The sequence below is a fragment of the Vibrio sp. McD22-P3 genome, from assembly GCF_021568915.1.
Lineage (GTDB): Bacteria > Pseudomonadota > Gammaproteobacteria > Enterobacterales > Vibrionaceae > Vibrio > Vibrio mediterranei.
In genome coordinates this window covers 168,836-185,353 of record NZ_JAKGTN010000010.1, presented here as the reverse complement: position 1 = coordinate 185,353, position 16,518 = coordinate 168,836, and the positions used below count along the sequence as shown (strand labels likewise).

Annotated in this window: 13 protein-coding genes; 4 read left to right on the top strand and 9 right to left on the bottom strand. The window is 43.0% G+C overall.

All coding sequences use genetic code 11. The features are described 5' to 3' along the window. Nucleotides 1-514: 514 nt before the first annotated feature. Nucleotides 515-2,902: an AAA family ATPase gene (locus L2W36_RS13745; protein ID WP_236110287.1), complete on the top strand. Its 2,388-nt coding sequence runs from the start codon at nt 515-517 to the stop codon at nt 2,900-2,902. Between the two features lie 152 nt (nt 2,903-3,054). Here the strand turns inward: L2W36_RS13745 and L2W36_RS13740 are convergent, their stop codons facing one another. From L2W36_RS13740 to L2W36_RS13705, 8 genes are all read right to left on the bottom strand, one after another. After that, a complete protein-coding gene (locus L2W36_RS13740) occupies nt 3,055-3,315 on the bottom strand; it encodes a hypothetical protein (RefSeq protein WP_236110286.1) in 261 nt (86 codons plus the stop codon). 39 nt (nt 3,316-3,354) lie between these two features. Next, nucleotides 3,355-4,641 carry a hypothetical protein gene (locus L2W36_RS13735; protein WP_236110285.1) on the bottom strand — a complete coding sequence of 429 codons (1,287 nt, stop codon included), beginning with the start codon at nt 4,639-4,641 and terminating at the stop codon, nt 3,355-3,357. Nucleotides 4,642-4,672: 31 nt separating this feature from the next. Continuing rightward, complete coding sequence (locus L2W36_RS13730; protein ID WP_236110284.1) at nt 4,673-5,491, bottom strand: ADP-ribosylglycohydrolase family protein; 819 nt, start codon at nt 5,489-5,491, stop codon at nt 4,673-4,675. Nucleotides 5,492-5,494: 3 nt separating this feature from the next. Continuing rightward, nucleotides 5,495-5,953: a hypothetical protein gene (locus L2W36_RS13725; protein ID WP_236110283.1), complete on the bottom strand. Its 459-nt coding sequence runs from the start codon at nt 5,951-5,953 to the stop codon at nt 5,495-5,497. A gap of 1 nt (nt 5,954) precedes the next feature. Continuing rightward, entirely contained in the window at nt 5,955-6,452 is a 498-nt protein-coding gene (locus L2W36_RS13720) for a hypothetical protein (protein ID WP_236110282.1), read from the bottom strand. Nucleotides 6,453-6,965: 513 nt separating this feature from the next. Then, complete coding sequence (locus tag L2W36_RS13715; RefSeq protein WP_236110281.1) at nt 6,966-8,750, bottom strand: recombinase family protein; 1,785 nt, start codon at nt 8,748-8,750, stop codon at nt 6,966-6,968. Between the two features lie 64 nt (nt 8,751-8,814). Next, entirely contained in the window at nt 8,815-10,014 is a 1,200-nt protein-coding gene (locus L2W36_RS13710; RefSeq protein WP_236110280.1) for an acetate/propionate family kinase, read from the bottom strand. Nucleotides 10,015-10,289: 275 nt separating this feature from the next. Next, nucleotides 10,290-12,194 (bottom strand): DEAD/DEAH box helicase, encoded by a 1,905-nt coding sequence (locus L2W36_RS13705; RefSeq protein ID WP_006071603.1) that lies wholly within the window; start codon nt 12,192-12,194, stop codon nt 10,290-10,292. A 363-nt stretch (nt 12,195-12,557) separates the two neighbouring features. Between L2W36_RS13705 and rnb the strand changes: the two genes are divergently transcribed. Beyond that, nucleotides 12,558-14,573: an exoribonuclease II gene (rnb, locus tag L2W36_RS13700; RefSeq protein WP_236110279.1), complete on the top strand. Its 2,016-nt coding sequence runs from the start codon at nt 12,558-12,560 to the stop codon at nt 14,571-14,573. A gap of 82 nt (nt 14,574-14,655) precedes the next feature. Here the strand turns inward: rnb and L2W36_RS13695 are convergent, their stop codons facing one another. Beyond that, nucleotides 14,656-15,003 carry a DUF3024 domain-containing protein gene (locus L2W36_RS13695; RefSeq protein ID WP_006069662.1) on the bottom strand — a complete coding sequence of 116 codons (348 nt, stop codon included), beginning with the start codon at nt 15,001-15,003 and terminating at the stop codon, nt 14,656-14,658. Between the two features lie 184 nt (nt 15,004-15,187). On the opposite strand from L2W36_RS13695, the gene L2W36_RS13690 reads away from it, so the two are divergent. Both L2W36_RS13690 and L2W36_RS13685 read left to right on the top strand, forming a co-directional pair. Then, entirely contained in the window at nt 15,188-16,003 is an 816-nt protein-coding gene (locus tag L2W36_RS13690; protein ID WP_236110278.1) for a phosphate ABC transporter substrate-binding protein, read from the top strand. Nucleotides 16,004-16,167: 164 nt separating this feature from the next. After that, nucleotides 16,168-16,488 carry a heavy metal-binding domain-containing protein gene (locus L2W36_RS13685; RefSeq protein WP_006069660.1) on the top strand — a complete coding sequence of 107 codons (321 nt, stop codon included), beginning with the start codon at nt 16,168-16,170 and terminating at the stop codon, nt 16,486-16,488. Nucleotides 16,489-16,518: the final 30 nt, after the last annotated feature.

Here is a 16,518-nt window from a genome sequence, read left to right as displayed (position 1 = left end):
TTGAGCTGTAAAAATCACACCATTAGGTAATTTTTATAACCTATTGGTTTCGATTTGTACATTTCACTTCTCTAGAAATTTAAAGGAAAATGGAAGCCAATAGAACAAAACCAGGCACACCTTGACCAAGCCCTTACTCTTGAACAACCATGGTTCTTTGTCCTTTGATTTTCACCTCGCTTCGCGAGAAAACCATCCAGTGAAAGTGGTACACTTTCGCACTTATCCTTTTATATATACAGAAACCTACCTCCCAGAAAAGTGTCCCTCTCCATGAAAGGTGCAAATAAATCTGGATTATTTTCCAGTCAAGAGGCTGGGTAAAAGACAAAAAATGCTACTTTAGGGTGTATGCCATTGACTCTTGGTTGATTTATATCAACACCAGCATTGGCTATAACTCTTTGTTTTTAAGGCTCATTTTATGTACAGTAACAGAATAATAAGTCGAGAGTTACATATATGTACTCCAAGCACGCTGACCAGTGCTAGACATAGAAAGAGAGCAAACAAAATGAACACATTCATTAGTCGTATTGATAACCCTACAATTCCTGCTGAAGCAAAAAAAATCATCACCCCTTTCATTCCGACAGTCGTATCTAACGTGATTGCAGAAGGCACAAAGAAGTCAAAAATCACTATCGTTACTGACTCAGATAATCTCTACAAAGACGCATGTGTCGCCCGTGCACAACAAGTGAAAATTCAGCTCGGCGAAACAAGAATCAGCCTTGGCGACTCTCCTCTAACAAAGTCGTTAACCATCTTGTCATTTGCTAAAACACAAGAATCGGTCGAAAAAGAAACCAAAAGAGCGATCAGCGACAGCTTAAAATTTCTGGTAAGCAATAGCTTAGACACTCTTAAAAGTATCATTCGCGAGCACATGAAAACTGGGGGCGAGGCTTTTATTGAAACTCTGGAAACCGCTATTCAAGCTAAGAAACAAGCCATCATTTCGTCAACGTCGATTTCGCCTGACAACGATAAAGTCAAGTTCGTCGAAGTAGATTACAAAGCCGATCTAAATCACTTGATAGATCGACAAGGTATCCATCTGTTCGTTGGCGAACCGGGAACAGGCAAATCAGAGATCCAAGCAAAACTAATGGCTGCTGCCAAAGATGACAAGCGCTACCCCATCTCGATCAATGCCTCACGTTCTCTGACCTACTCTCAGCTAAATAAGGAAGACACACGAGACTACAGATATGCATATAGCGACGCAGAGGCTCGTGCAGTCCTCGGCGTTGTGCTCAAACTACTAAGCGATGACTACTACTACTTTCGGAACAAATCAGAGACTCTCTTCATTGATGAACTGGAAGATGTACGCGACCAAATCCAGAGTAATCTCATAAGCAAGTTAGCTGAAAAAAAGGAACTACTAAAGACATTAGAAGAACAAATCATGCGCTCTCACACAGTATTTGGATTTGACGCTTTCTTAAGTGACCACACTGTTGAATGGCTTTATGAACTGGCACAACAGAGTGGTAAAACTATCTATGTTTACTCACAAAAAAGTCCGTTTAAAAAACCAGTAGTCAGGGTCATGCCGCCTACTGTTTGCATACAAAAATCTCGCGAAACACTTGAAAATGGTAAAAAACTAGCTGTGTTTAGCGATGGTAAAAACCGAGAAAATTCTGTTTTTAATGCTGAGATTTTTGCTATTGCTGGAATACACCGAAAATACGAACAGGATGAAGAGCTAGAGCACTTTGTAGATTATCAGAAGATTGACGCTGAGTTTACACAATCAAGCAAAGCTGAGTTGCTAAGCAAACCAACGGAACTTGCCAGGTCAGTTCAAGCTATTTTTTATAATCCTGCTGCTAAAAACGGTCTGAGTATTCTTGATGGCGACTACAGCACAGTTTCGGTAATAGCGCATGGTACGATCTCACCAAACGATTTAATCCAAGCTCCAGGTCGCTTTAGAAAAAATCAAACCGTTAACCTGTGCTTCAGTAACGTCAGAAACAGGCAAACTCAAAGCGAAACGTCCATTCTCACTAGCATGATTAACGACGAGTTTAGCGCAGATCTGACAAGAGAGCAGCTAGACCTTATGTTAGACGATGAATATCTCCAGAAAATCGCCGCTCGTGCAAAGTTCAAGCAAGACATGCGCGAAAACTACGAATTCACTGTCCTTACCATTCTCGAACATTTGGGATATGAGATTGAATTTGTGACCGGGACCGAAGAAGAGCAAGCAAATGGCTCGGCAGCAAACAAGAAAGGAAGAACCGTAGAAAAAGAAACTCGACAAGCACAGGTTTTAAATGCCGAAATGATCACTCGCACTGAAGCTGAACGCATCCGACAGCAAGGCGAGCATGCAACGACTGACAGCAAACTAAAACTCTTTAAATACACTTTAAGTGACTTCTATTGCACTCCTGAAGTAGATCAAGAGTTGCTGGATTTTGACAACCATGGCACTGGCAGGCGCATAATAAACAAGTTCAAGCTTGCTACTGCGGAGACATCTTCATTAACTATCAACCAACAATTCCAACAGCAAATGATTCTCAAGTTTTTTGAAACCGTCGGCTTGTTTGAAGGTGAATTTAAATACAGCAACGCTGATGCGAAAGACTTCCTTAACTTCTTGTTTGAGACAGAGCTAACAGTTGGAGTGCAAAGCAGAAAGGCGTTAGATGTTTTCCATGACACTTTTGAAAGGGCAAAAGTATCAACCGCACAGCCTTTAAGTACAATCACGTCTGTTCTAAAAAGAGAGTTTAATATCAAGCCCCTGCTTTCAGGAAAGAAGAAGCGTCATAGAGCTTATAGTGTTACGTTGCCGGTTGAACTTGAAAGACGCATCAACCAGATCGACAACAGCATCCTAGAATGTTTGATAGCAAAACAAGGAAAGGCTGCATAACTGAACGACGGACAAAAGAAAGGGCGAGTGACCAAACTCGCCCGATTGCAGTAGAGAGTTAACTGCAATCCTTATATTTTGATTCTAGCACTGCTATAGATTATTGCACCACTTTTCGCAACAATAACCTACCTATGTTGCACTTTTTGCAATTAAACTCCGGTCTTGATAAAAGTGAGCGCTGCAAATCTGACATAAGGTAGAACAAAAAGAAAAAAGAAAAGATCTTTCAAATTTCTTCTTGCATGACTAACGTAATCGTAATCAAAGCCGTAGCACTGATAAAAACCGTCAGTCCATTCGTCGTTGTAAGACAAATAAGGTTCGCAAACACTGAATGTTCGCATGAAATCAAACAGAAAATCGACCTGCCAGTAAGACATAGCAACACCCACAAAAATTATGAAAATCATAGCTAACTCCATTTGAATTAAGGAAATTTTGTGTGCTATTTATTTTGGTTGATTGGGATAATCGGCTCGGTAATAATCAATGTCCCGAGGCAATGCATAAACATTAAAGCTGTTGATGAATGCTTCTCGCTTACTGAAATCGTCTTCAATCACCGAGTCCACGTCGTCACGAATATCGTAAAGAATATCGTATTGAGCCGAAGCACCAAACTTGCTGACAAACCAATTGTAGGCTTGTCCATAATGCTCATACTCGTACTCAGGAAAACCAGGGTACACAGATGGAACATCCGAAAAGGTTTCAACGTCGAGCGTTGGGTATTGATGCTGGCTGCGTCCAACCTCCATCCCAGACAGTTTCACGGCTTGACCCTCACTGAACCAGCGCTCCAGTCCTGTACCACCGTCCGTTGGGTTGGTGATGGTGATTTGGAGGTGATGGATCACTTCGTGCGTTGCGATTTGAACGTCATCGGAGCACTGAATGACGGATTTTGGTGCGACTTCAAAGCCATATCGAGTGCCAGCGCCCCATTCTGAATTGCTGCGCGTGTCATCTAATCGCACCACCAATGGTTCGATGCCGTAAGGGGCAGGCACGTTGCGATTTTCACCGTTGCCTGAATAAGCGGCAACTAAATCATCATAAAGCTCGACTTCTTTCGCACTGGGCAGAATGGCTAATGCTACGGCTAATTCACGCTGATATTCTGCTTGTTCAAAAGCGGAATAATGCGCTTGCAGACCGGACCAAGTCGGGACGGCAACGGAGCCGTATGCATAAGTCACATTGCTACCATCAAGAATACGATTAAGAATGGGCGCGTAGTCAGTGGTGTAATTCGATGAAGTGAAATCACCCATATCGCGGATCATAAAGTCGATTTCACTCGCTGCGTCCACCGACAAACCGGATTTGAGCTTGAGATACTCATTATGATCGAGGTTCATGGCAGAAAGAGCGCGTGTCAGCGCAATGTTGCCCAATGTCGCCGCCCATTTGAAATCATCTTCAGGTAAATGAGCAGGGCCAATGACAATAATACGTCCGTTGTCAGAAGTGTAGTATCGATCTGAATCTGCGGCATTGTTTCCACTGCCCATGATTTCAGAGAGATTCATCAAGTGCTGTGAAATACTTTCATTCGGGGTAAGCGCAGCACTTTGCTCTGAGACGGAGATGTATGAGCTTGGGCTGATGCTTGTAGAACCAAGTGAATCACCACCACTTCCGCTACTACCGTCACCATCGCCTTCGCCACCACAGGCCACTAATGAAAGAATTAAAGATGCAACTATCCCTACGCGACACATGAATTTGCGCATATTTGTTCTCCATATCGTTGTTAATTTTTCGTCAGAATGGCAATGACTTACTGTCGTCAAATCTCAATTCGAACTGTTCGACTACTTGCAAAATAGGCTGTGCTTTGCGCCATAAAATTTGCTTGCACATGTGTTCCCATTGCGGGTTTGGGGCAAATTGCTGACTTTTTATCAGCCCTGACATGCATGCCAACGTGTCAGTGTCTCCGCCAACGTACTGACAAAGTCTTATTGAAGTTTCGACACTACGCGCTTGGAAAAGCGCTATGAAAATAGCTAACGGAACCGTATTTGCAGCACTGCAATCAATACCAATGGTTTCGCGTCTAATTTTATTTAAGTCATGTGAGTGACTAGCATCAACGTAATAGTTCCAACGCTGATATAGCTCTTCGCTTATTTCTTGAATAGAAATCCGTTTACGCATTGCCCACACAACCCACGCAATAGCCTGAGCACCCTCAATGGCTTCTTGATGTATGTGAGTTGCCTCTGCTGATTTCTTGGCAATCAGCAATACCTCGTCTTCCTTATCTAGATAGCCAATTACACCTGCACGAGCCGCTGGACCATTAGTATAGCTGTTAGCACTCGGCTTCCCGGTTGTCATCCAGTGGGTGAACGACGGACCAAACTTACAGTCGTTAAAGGTGCCAGCATATAGACGATAGTAGGTTTCAAAATCATCACTATCATCCAGCATTGCATGTGCTGTAGCTGCCAAAAGTATCGAGTCATCTGTTGGATGTGCCTTTTGGCAAAACATCTTCGCTTCCGTTAAGTTATAAGTTCGTAGTTGCGCTCCCTCAAGAAGCGATCCGGCAATATCTCCAATGATTCCACCAATCAATAATCACCCCCCATATTTATCGTTGACGATTTCAGCACTCACATACACACGAAATTCGATGTCCGAATAATCACAAGCTGGTAGTCTGTACATGTTGATTGGTCGCTTATTTCTGTAAGCTTGAATATGCCAAAAGAGAACATACTGGTAGTACGGAAGCCAACCAACTTGGTATACATCGTGCTCGTACTCTGGTTTGCGATAATCAATCATTACGCTCAACATTTCTCTCACATCGCGCTCTTTATAAAGAGCTTTGAATCTAAGAAAATTACACGTGCGGAAGCGCACTTTAGCACCACCCAGAGCTTTAAGGCTCTCGCCATCCTGATTGAGCGCTAAAGACTGAAGCACAGCTCGATTGATGTCGCGATATGTTTCAGCAATAAGTAGCTTGGTCTCGTTGCTTGTTAGATTTCTTATATCTAACTCAAGCCTTTCAGCCGCTTGCTCAAGAAACATCTCAGCCCTCAATTAAGTCTTCTAAGTCGTTCCAGTCGATATTATCTATCTCATTCCAGCTTGCAGCCGACTCAGCAATGGATGCTGGTAATCCATTTGGCAGCAAATTGGGAAGCTGATTATTACTCGCTTGCAAAAGCGTATCGATGATACCGAATTCCTCGTCTTCTGATTGAGTACAGATATAAACGACAAAGGTATCTAATTCAGCACTCATGCTGGTTTGATAAGCGCACATATAAAATTGCACTGCTTCATCGCTAGCTTGAACTTTGAAAAATCCTCGAAGATCGCCATCAATTGGCGCATATGGAAGCACTTGCAAGAACTTATCTACGCTCATGCAACCGAATTTTTTGATGAACTTATCGACATTAGGCGACAGATGAATTACTAGCGCTTCTATTTCTTCGAGTGTTTCTCGCATGCCCGGTTCAGTAGTTGCTGTGCGAATCAAGCGCTCGTATTTATTTCGATCAAAATTTGGTTTAGTTGTCATAGTTCAAACTCCTTTCGTGAGGATGTAAAGTGCCCTACGCTGGAAGCGCATGATGTTTAGTTTTGTTGATTGAACTATTAAAAATTAAGAATATGACTTGCTGCTGAGCAGTGCTGTCTCAAGCAAGTTTGCTGTTTGTGATGATTTGAAAAAGGCGTAATCTACAATAAGAATTACGATGATAAGCAAAGCAATGTATCGAAAAGAAATAAATCTAAGCATTGATATACCCCTCGCTGAGTGGAAGAATAAACTATCATAAAAATTAGTTGACGTCAAGCCATTTTTGTGAATCACCTGCTGCGCGGGATGGAACCAGTTGTTTTTTTCTTCGGTTTTGAGTTTCGATTTCTAGCCTTGCTAGTAGAAATAAATTATGCGCCAATCGAAAACAAGACCTTCAAGCAGATGTTTGGTGGGGACTTTACTAAATTAGCAAAATTCGGATTAGCTTATGTATATGTGTTGGCCCACATTTTTCGACCAACACAATATAATTACCTGAAATTAAAACTAAAGTCTCAACTTCTTTTTCAGAGTTCGCCACTTCTCTGGTTCTTTCTTAAACTCTTGCCTGATTTCAAATAGATACTTAATATCAGATAAATATTCCGGTTCTGTTGGTGCTTTTACAGCGCTAACTTGCTTGAGTAAATCCCTTTGAGTAAGTGCATATGTCAATGAAAGCGGCCTTTCAATTTGAACTTCAATCTCATCTTCCTTAGTGTAATAGTCCGTCAAGATCTTTTCATGAGACAAGTCCCAACTCAATTTGTCATAAGGAAAAAACAATAGCCCTAGTTTTTGTGTCCGAAACTTCACAGCTGTAGCAGAGCCTTTTGTGTCTGGATCTTGAACAACTACATATTCAATAAACTTAGATACATACTCGTGGTATTTCTGCCTTCCCTCTACAGTTGATAAATCCAAGTCTTTGACAGCATTATAGTCGTAGTTTGATGAAACTTTAGTCAGCTCATCTCGTTTATCATACAAAACATCGAGTGTATTGTTCGCTTTGTCCATTTTAGAGCGAAGCAATTTGATTGTTTCAATATGCTCTGCCAATTCTATCTCACTAGATAGATCTAAAAGGTATTGTTGCTTGGATTTGATATCACCATCAATAGTCGCAATCTCTGCCTCAAGTTTTTTGTAAGAACTATCCATCAATCGGCTATAATCTAAGCCCACCAAGCTCTGAACAAGGTGCTTCTCTATTGGGGCGTATCTAGTGAATTTTTGCGTACAACCTTGATTATCAAGTCTTGAACGACAGCGAAGTTTAGGGTGACCGCGTGACGGCTTTGAGTAACTTAAAATGTTTCCACAGCTGGGGCACCTTAGTAGACCACGAAATAAATTTGGAAAAGAACTGCCAACTCTTCCTTTGACGGAGGTTGGGAATGTACTCTGTAAAGCTAGAAATTTCGGGTTGTCGATGACGCGAGGATAGTAGTTTTCAATAGGAGCACCTACGGGTACTTTCTTCGTCTTACCATCAACTTCCTTATGCTCTACACGCTGGAACTCGCCTTTAAGTTGTATCATTTTTAGATACTTATTAACCACTTCAGTACGCCAAGACTTTCCACTAAAGCTGGAAATATTATTCTCATTCAGATATTTGGTAATCCTATGACAACCATAACCTTCCAACTTCATATCAATCATCTTTGTAAGCACTTCAACATGCTCAGGAATTAGCTCAAAGTGTGTTTTGCACGATGAAAGCCTCATCCACGCGGGACAAACAGAGGTACGTTTCTCACCTCCTTCCGCTTCGTCACGGCGTTTTTTGTCAAACGTTGCTTTGATGCGCTGAGATTTCTGTTCACTCTCCATGTGAGCTAAGTGAAATGCAGCGGTCAGGAGAAGGTCGACGCCCATATCAAGCTGCTCATCGTGAGGGATTATGAGGGAAAACTTAGTAATAGCCACATCAACTTTGTACCGTTTCAACTTTGCAAAAAGTTGGCGGCTGTGTTCTGCTGGTAAACGGCTCAGCCTGTCCACAGCCTCCACAATCAACAATGACTTTTCTTTAATTTCTCCTTGCTTAGCAGCTTCTAAGAAAGCCCCAAGTCCGCCATTTTGACTAGTGTTCTTCCCGTAATATGCAGACAAACCCGCATCTACAATTTCATCGACTAGTTGATAGCGGTATTCTGTATTAACCTTATTCTCAGTCTCAATGAACTTTTCAGCACGTTCAATTTGCCTTTTTAAACCTTCCCCTTCTTTTGCTTGGCTCTCTTTACTAACGCGCGAATATATATAAGCATCTCTGACTTCCATGTCATCTCCTATAAAAAAAGCCACTGTTTCCAGTGGCTTAGTATATCAAATTTAGTAGCTATGATTACTTGTTAAGTAGCGCCATTGACTGCTGTACTATAACATACTCTTCATTCGTCGGAATAACCATTGCTACAGCACCTAGCATCTCAGATTTACCGATGATGCCAGCGTTTCCGAAGCGAGCATCTTCGTTGCCTTTCACATCTTCTTTAAAGCCAAGAAGTTTTAGGTTGTTTAAGATCTCGCTACGGATTGGCATAGAGTTTTCACCAATACCACCTGTGAAGATGATGCCATCAAACGAATCTAAAGCTGCTAGGTAAGATGCAATGTATTTTGAGACGCGGTAAGTAAACACTTGGAATGCTAGTTTAGCACCTTCATGACCTTCTTCCATCGCTTCTAAGATGCCACGTGCGTCGCTCGTTAGTCCAGAAACACCTAGGAAGCCAGACTCTTTGTTAAGTGCGTTAAATACTTTGTCCTGTGACCAACCCTTTTTCAAAAGGTATTCAATAATACCTGGGTCTAGGTCGCCACAACGAGTACCCATCATTAGCCCTGATAATGGCGTGAAACCCATTGAAGTATCGACTGAATCACCATTGTTGATAGCACATACTGAAGCACCGTTGCCAAGGTGGACTGAAATGAAGCTAGACTCTTCAATAGGTTTATTGATCATCTTCGCTGCTTCGCGGCTTACAAAATAGTGGCTAGTACCGTGGAAGCCGTAACGACGGATGCCGTAGTCGGTGTATAGTTCATTAGCAATAGCACCAGTGTATGCACGCTCAGGCATTGTTTGGTGGAACGCTGTGTCAAATACTGCAAACTGAGGAAGAGAAGGAAATGCTTCCATCGCTGCTCGGATACCGATAGCGCCTGCTGGGTTATGTAGTGGAGCAAGATCCGCAAGCTTTTCAATTTCCGCTGTTACTTCTTCGTTGATGCGTACAGTCTTAGTGAATTTCTCACCACCGTGAACAATACGGTGACCTACAGCAACGATGTTCTCTTGTAGGCCAAGTTCATCTGTTAAACCCACAAGCTTGCTGATTGCAATTTTGTGGTGACTGTCGTCGCCTTCGATAGCGATTTCAGTTTTTTCACCATTAAATTTCCAGCTCATACGAGATTCAGGAAGGCCAAAGCACTCTCCAAGACCAGACAGAACTGCTTCACCACTTGCTGAGTCGATTACAGCGAATTTCAGAGATGAACTACCAGAGTTAATCACGAGAACAAACGAATTAGACATGGGGGGATATCCTGTTTTGAGCATTGATGGAAGACGACTTCCTAATATTTGTTTGTATTATTCAATATTTTTTGAATCTTTCAACTTTCTTTTATACAAACAACTGTATCAAAATGATATTTATTGATAATGATCAAGGTCCGATTTAATTCACATCTTGAATTTAATCGGTTATATCCCTTGATTATAGGGCAGGTTTGCACCAGTTGCATATTCGTCATACAAAAAAGCCGGGCATGAGCCCGGCTTTCAACTATTTTTGAATAGAAGCGATATTATGCTTCATCACGACGATTGCGTGAGAAACTGCGCTCGCCACGGTGACTGCCACGATGGTCACCACCACGGTTACGGTCAAAACGACGCTCGCCATCACGACCACGACCACCTTCACGGTTGCCATCGCGGTTGCCACGATAACCACCACCCTCACGGTTGCCACGGTAACCACCACGGTTGCCATCACGGTTACCGTCACGACGACCACCATCACGACGACCACGAGGCTCACGGAAATCAGTGAAGTCTACCACTACCGCACCCGCTTCTTTTTGGCGAATACGTAGTTTACGAAGTTTACCAGCAACATCAGAGGTCATTTGCTTTGGAAGCTGAACGTAAGTCGACTCACGATCTAGCTTAATTGCACCAATAGAACCTTTAGTTAGGCCAAGCTCATTCGCAAGTGCACCTACGATGTCTTTAACTTGAACGCCTTGCTCACGACCTACTTGCAGTTGGTATGTATCCCAATCGGCAGTGTTGAAGCTACGACGACCATCACGGCCTCCGTCACGACCACCCTCACGGCGCTCTTTACGACGTTGCTTATCACGTTCGATAGCCGCGATCATTGGATCTTCACCAATGTAGAATAGAGGGCGTTTGCCTTGTTGACGCTTAAGTAGAATCGCTGCCAATGTTGCTGCATCGATTTCTAGGCTTTCTTGTAGTTTCTCTACAAGCTCAGCGAACTTGTCTAGAGACTTATGCTCTTTCTCTTGCTCAAGCTCTGCACCTAGTTTAACTAGACGAGCTTCTGCAACTTTGTCACGTAGAGGAAGTTGGATTTCTTCCATTGATGACTTAGTCACTCGCTCGATAGTACGAAGCATACGGATTTGGTTAGTGCGAACTAGAAGAATCGCCTTACCTTTACGTCCAGCACGACCAGTACGACCGATACGGTGGATGTATGACTCAACATCAAACGGGATGTCGTAGTTAAATACGTGTGTAATACGCGGTACGTCAAGGCCACGTGCAACAACGTCAGTCGCTACTAGGATGTCGATAACACCTTGTTTGATGTGGTCAACAGTGCGCTCACGCAAAGATTGAGGAATATCACCGTGTAATGCTGCCGCTTTAAAGCCACGTGCAGATAGCCAGTCAGCTAGACGCTCAGTATCTTGGCGAGTACGTACGAATACGATTGACGCGTCTGTTTCTTCAGTTTCAAGAAGACGTGCCATTGCTTCGTCTTTCTCTACACCTTTAACAACCCAGAACTGCTGCTCTACTTTGTCTACCGTGTGGTTTTTGCCAGCAACGTCAACGTACTCTGGCTCACGCAAGAAACGATCAACGATCTTCTTGAGCATTGGAGGCATAGTCGCAGAGAATAATACGCGCTGTGCTGTTTCTGGAGCGTGCTCCATGATCTCTGTTACGTCATCAACAAAGCCCATGTTAAGCATTTCGTCTGCTTCATCAAGAACGAACGTGTGTACTTCGTCTAGGTGTAAACGGTCACGGTTGATTAGGTCTTGAACACGACCAGGAGTACCAACAACAATATGAGCACCGTTTTTAAGTGCACGCATTTGATCAACGATAGATGCACCACCGTAGATCTCTAAAACTTTTAAACCATTGATGTTTTGACCAAGGTTTTTCATTTCCGCTGCAACTTGGATAGCAAGTTCACGAGTCGGCGCAAGAACCACAGCTTGTGGTTTACGTTGGTCAAGATTTAGCTTGTTAAGCAGTGGAAGAGAGAATGCAGCTGTTTTACCAGTACCAGTTTGAGCTTTACCTAGCGCATCTTTGCCTGCTAGCAAGTGCGGAATTGCCGCAGCTTGGATAGGAGTTGGAGATACGAAACCCATTCCGTCAAGAGCAGAAAGGATTGAGTCGTTCAGCGCTAAATCGCTAAACTGAATTGAAGAATCTTGCATTGGGATCCCATTTATCAATTATTAACTAAGGTCCCACGAGCTCTACCAATTCCAAACTGATCCAGATTGCTTCTAAAGCAAACCTTAAAGAGCTGATTCCATTCAGATGCGGATAAGTAGCAAATCGCATCAAGCCGCTAGGGACGTAAACAAGGAGGCGGATTATTCCCTAAAAGCACAAAAAAAGCCAGAAAAAATTGAAATACATCACAATTTTCTTCTCGATGACAAAATTCTGTATAAAGCGTCATCAAATTTACATCTAATACGCTTAAAACCTAGCCTTTCCTGACTTATTTCGGCTAGGCATATTCCGGGCATTTGGGTATAGTGTCGGCACTTTCATCGTTAAGAAGTAGATACATGTTCCAAGACAATCCGTTACTTGCACAACTTAAGCAACAAATCCAAGAAACCCTTCCAAAAAAAGAAGGGACGATTAAAGCAACTGAGAAAGGGTTTGGCTTCCTAGAAGTTGACGCGAAAAACAGTTTCTTTATTCCACCTCCATACATGAAGAAATGTATGCATGGAGATAAAGTTGTTGCAATTATCCGTACTGAAAAAGACCGAGAAGTAGCGGAACCACAAGAACTTATCGAACAGGCTGTCACGCGATTCATTGGCCGAGTCAAACTTATCAAAGGAAAACTGAACGTTGTTCCTGATAGCCCTACTCTTAAAAAGCTCACACTTAAAGCCAAAACTAAGAAAGGCATTAAGTCAGATGATCTAAATGACGGTGACTGGGTCGTAGCACACGTAATTCGTCACCCATTAAAAGATGATGGCGGTTTCTTTGTTGAAATCACAGAAAAGATCACAGACACCAATGACAAAATCGCACCTTGGTGGGTAACATTGGCTCAAAACGATTTACCAAAGACTGAACCAGCCGGCCTTGAAAACTGGGAAATTAACGATCATTCCGATTTAGAGCGTATCGACCTAACAGACGTTCCATTTGTCACTATCGATGGCGAATCAACAAAAGACATGGACGATGCACTTTATGCAAAGAAAAATGACAATGGCAGTTTTGAACTCACCATTGCTATTGCCGATCCAACCGCTTATATCACACCAGAAGACGATATGGATAAAGTCGCCAGAGAGCGCGGCTTCACTATCTACCTTCCGGGACGTAATATCCCAATGCTACCTCGCGATTTAGCGGACGATCTCTGTTCGTTAATTGAGAATGAAGTACGCCCAGCGATTTGTTGCAAAGTCACTGTAAGTGCTGACGGCGTGATTCAAGATGATATTCAATTCTTTGCTGCTAACATAAAATCTCATGCACGTCTGGCTTACGACAATGTGTCTGATTGGTTAGAAACCGGAACATGTGACAAATGGCAACCAAGTAAAGAAATCGCTCAAGTAGTTACTGAACTAAATGAGTTTGCCAATGCTCGCGCGCAATGGCGTGAGGCACACGCCGTTGTGTTCCCTGACCGTCCAGACTATCGCTTTGAGCTTAGTGAAGACAATGACGTCGTGGCTATCCACGCAGATATGCGCCGTGTAGCCAACCGCTTGGTAGAAGAGTCCATGATTACCGCCAACATTTGTGCTGGCCGTGTTCTGAGTAAAACGTACGGCTATGGCGTTTTCAATACTCATCTTGGCTTTAAAGCGGACAAGCTGAAAGATGTTGTAGAGCTGGTCAACCAAGGTAAAGAAGACAACCTTTATACTGAAGAAAGCCTGTCAACTCTTGAGGGATTTGCTCTACTCCGCCGTAATCTTGGTGGTTTAGATTCAAGCTACCTAGATAACCGGATTCGCAAGTACCAAGCGTACAGTGAAATCAGCAACCAGCCAGATGCTCATTATGCAATGGGCTTGGACGTGTACGCGACGTGGACATCTCCTATTCGTAAATATGGCGATATGGTCAACCATCGTCTGTTGAAAGCCTACATTCTTGGCTCTGAACCATCACAACAGCCAGATGATGCTTTAGGTGAAGAGCTTGCTCTACATCGTAAACACCATAAGATTGCTGAGCGTACTGTAGGTGATTGGTTATATGCTCGTACACTTGCTGACGAACCTAAGAAACAAACACAGTTCACCGCAGAAATCTTTGATATCAATCGCGCCGGTATCCGTGCCCGTTTGCTAGAAAATGGCGCTTCTGTGTTTATTCCAAACCCACTCATCGTTGACAACAAAGAGCGCATTGAAGGAAACAACGAGAACGGCACGGTTTCTATTGATAAAGAAGTCGTATATCGTCTAGGGGACACGTTTAAAGTAACACTGAACGATGTGAATCAAGAAACACGTAGCCTAATCGCTAAGCCTGTTGAAGTATTTGCTGATGCACCTAAAGATGCATCAACAGAGCAAAGCGATGAAACGGCTAAATAGCCAATAGCATCTCGCTAGATAACACAAAAAGGGAGCCATCGGGCTCCCTTTTTAATATGAATGATGTTTTGTCGTTCATGCGTCACCAAAAGTACGCTTTAGGATCTTTCTCAATCTCCCTCATCACCGCGGTAAGGTCCGTACTTTTACCCAGAAATGGATACGGCATCCAGTTGTCCCCTTCATCTTCATCGGGAACGAAAATCGACCATTCTCTGGTATTGGAATCGAATAGGACTTTAACGACGACACTGGTGTAACTGGAAGAGCTTGAGTCCAATAGATAATGAGCTTTAGAAAACAAGACGCCATGCTCAACCATTTCAAACAAGGATTTACCCAATTCAACAGGCATGCTCTTGTTACGGTTGCTGCAAACAATTTCGGCACATCTTTCTAGGCGACATTGTGACATTTCGATAAGTGTCATATACCCCACCTTTTGGCTGACTATGTGTTTAATATAACTGCTTTTTGGATAATTTGTTAGCGCTCGACGCCACACAGTAACCATTTTTATCCTCTAATTTATTGGCTATGCAACTCCACTTCACAAAAGTGTCACACAAACGAAATATGATGTGGCAAATTCTCACTTTAATTGGAGTTTCTCTATGCTTCGCGTCGCTTTAGCCGCTCTACTCTCCTTCTCTGCTATAAACACTGTAGCAGCACAAGAAGTTAATATTTCTGGTTCTACATCTGTTGCTCGTGTTATGGATGTCTTGGCAGAACAATACAACACGTCACACAGCGACACGTTCATAGCCGTTCAAGGAATCGGTAGTACAGCAGGTATCACCCTAGTAGAAAAAGGGGCGGCGGATATCGGCATGAGCAGCCGTTATCTTACAGAACGTGAAAGCAGTGAAAGTCTAGACGTTTTTCCTATTGCTTACGATGGTCTAGCTATTGTGGTCAACCTGGCAAACCCGGTTCAAGACCTCACTCGAGAACAGTTGTTTGACATCTATAAAGGAAAAATTAATAACTGGAAGCAAGTTGGTGGCCCAGATCAGAAGATTGCAGTTGTGACACGTGAGGCCTCTTCAGGCACGCGTTCAAGTTTCGAAAGTCTGTTGGGCTTGACCCAAATCATCAATGACAGACTAGTCTCTGATATCAATCCAACGAACCTCGTTGTAAATAGCAACAGTATGGTAAAGACCATTGTTAACAACAACCCACACGCCGTAGGTTACATTTCTGAAGGTTCTGTCGACCGTTCAGTTAAGGCTATTAAGTTTGAAGGTGTGGAAGCAACCACCAAGAATATCTCCGAAGGGAAATACAAGCTCGCACGTCCTTTCCTTTTGCTACACAAGAAAGATGACATTGATGATGACGCGGATAAATTTATTTCTTTCGTGCTATCTAATGAGGGACAATCCCTCATCCAAGAATATGGCTACACGCCTATTAAAAAGTAGTAAAGTCATCGCTACATTAGGGAAAGCATTTGCTTTCCCTTTTTCGTCTCTACCAAGATTGGAATCGTTGAATACATAATTACGACACTTCTGTCATTTCCCATGTTATCGCAACCTGCTATGTTGTTAATCAGAAATGGTTTATCCCCAATAGGAGTCTATTCATGATTGTCACCACTACTCAAACCGTTGAAGGAAAGCGTATAGTTGCTTACAAAGGCGTGATCGCCGGCGAAGCGATCTTAGGTGCCAATGTCTTTAAAGACATGTTTGCTGGCCTGCGAGATATTGTAGGCGGACGCTCGGGCACCTATGAGAGAGAGCTACAACGTGCGCGTGAAATCGCACTAAAAGAATTAGAACAAAAAGCCGCTGATGCTGGCGCGAACGCTGTTGTGGGTGTCGACCTTGACTATGAAGTACTAGGGACTGGCAACGGCATGTTAATGGTGTCGGCGAGCGGCACTGCAGTCGTTGTTGATTAAAGACGAATAAATAAGGCAGCGAATGCTGCC

Coding starts and splice junctions, on each gene's coding strand:
- L2W36_RS13720 (WP_236110282.1), bottom strand. CDS start 6,452: ATGACAACTAAACCAAATTTTGATCGAAATAAATACGAGCGCTTGATT.
- rnb (WP_236110279.1), top strand. CDS start 12,558: ATGTTCCAAGACAATCCGTTACTTGCACAACTTAAGCAACAAATCCAA.
- L2W36_RS13740 (WP_236110286.1), bottom strand. CDS start 3,315: ATGATTTTCATAATTTTTGTGGGTGTTGCTATGTCTTACTGGCAGGTC.
- L2W36_RS13725 (WP_236110283.1), bottom strand. CDS start 5,953: ATGTTTCTTGAGCAAGCGGCTGAAAGGCTTGAGTTAGATATAAGAAAT.
- L2W36_RS13695 (WP_006069662.1), bottom strand. CDS start 15,003: ATGACACTTATCGAAATGTCACAATGTCGCCTAGAAAGATGTGCCGAA.
- L2W36_RS13735 (WP_236110285.1), bottom strand. CDS start 4,641: ATGCGCAAATTCATGTGTCGCGTAGGGATAGTTGCATCTTTAATTCTT.
- L2W36_RS13710 (WP_236110280.1), bottom strand. CDS start 10,014: ATGTCTAATTCGTTTGTTCTCGTGATTAACTCTGGTAGTTCATCTCTG.
- L2W36_RS13745 (WP_236110287.1), top strand. CDS start 515: ATGAACACATTCATTAGTCGTATTGATAACCCTACAATTCCTGCTGAA.
- L2W36_RS13715 (WP_236110281.1), bottom strand. CDS start 8,750: ATGGAAGTCAGAGATGCTTATATATATTCGCGCGTTAGTAAAGAGAGC.
- L2W36_RS13685 (WP_006069660.1), top strand. CDS start 16,168: ATGATTGTCACCACTACTCAAACCGTTGAAGGAAAGCGTATAGTTGCT.
- L2W36_RS13705 (WP_006071603.1), bottom strand. CDS start 12,194: ATGCAAGATTCTTCAATTCAGTTTAGCGATTTAGCGCTGAACGACTCA.
- L2W36_RS13690 (WP_236110278.1), top strand. CDS start 15,188: ATGCTTCGCGTCGCTTTAGCCGCTCTACTCTCCTTCTCTGCTATAAAC.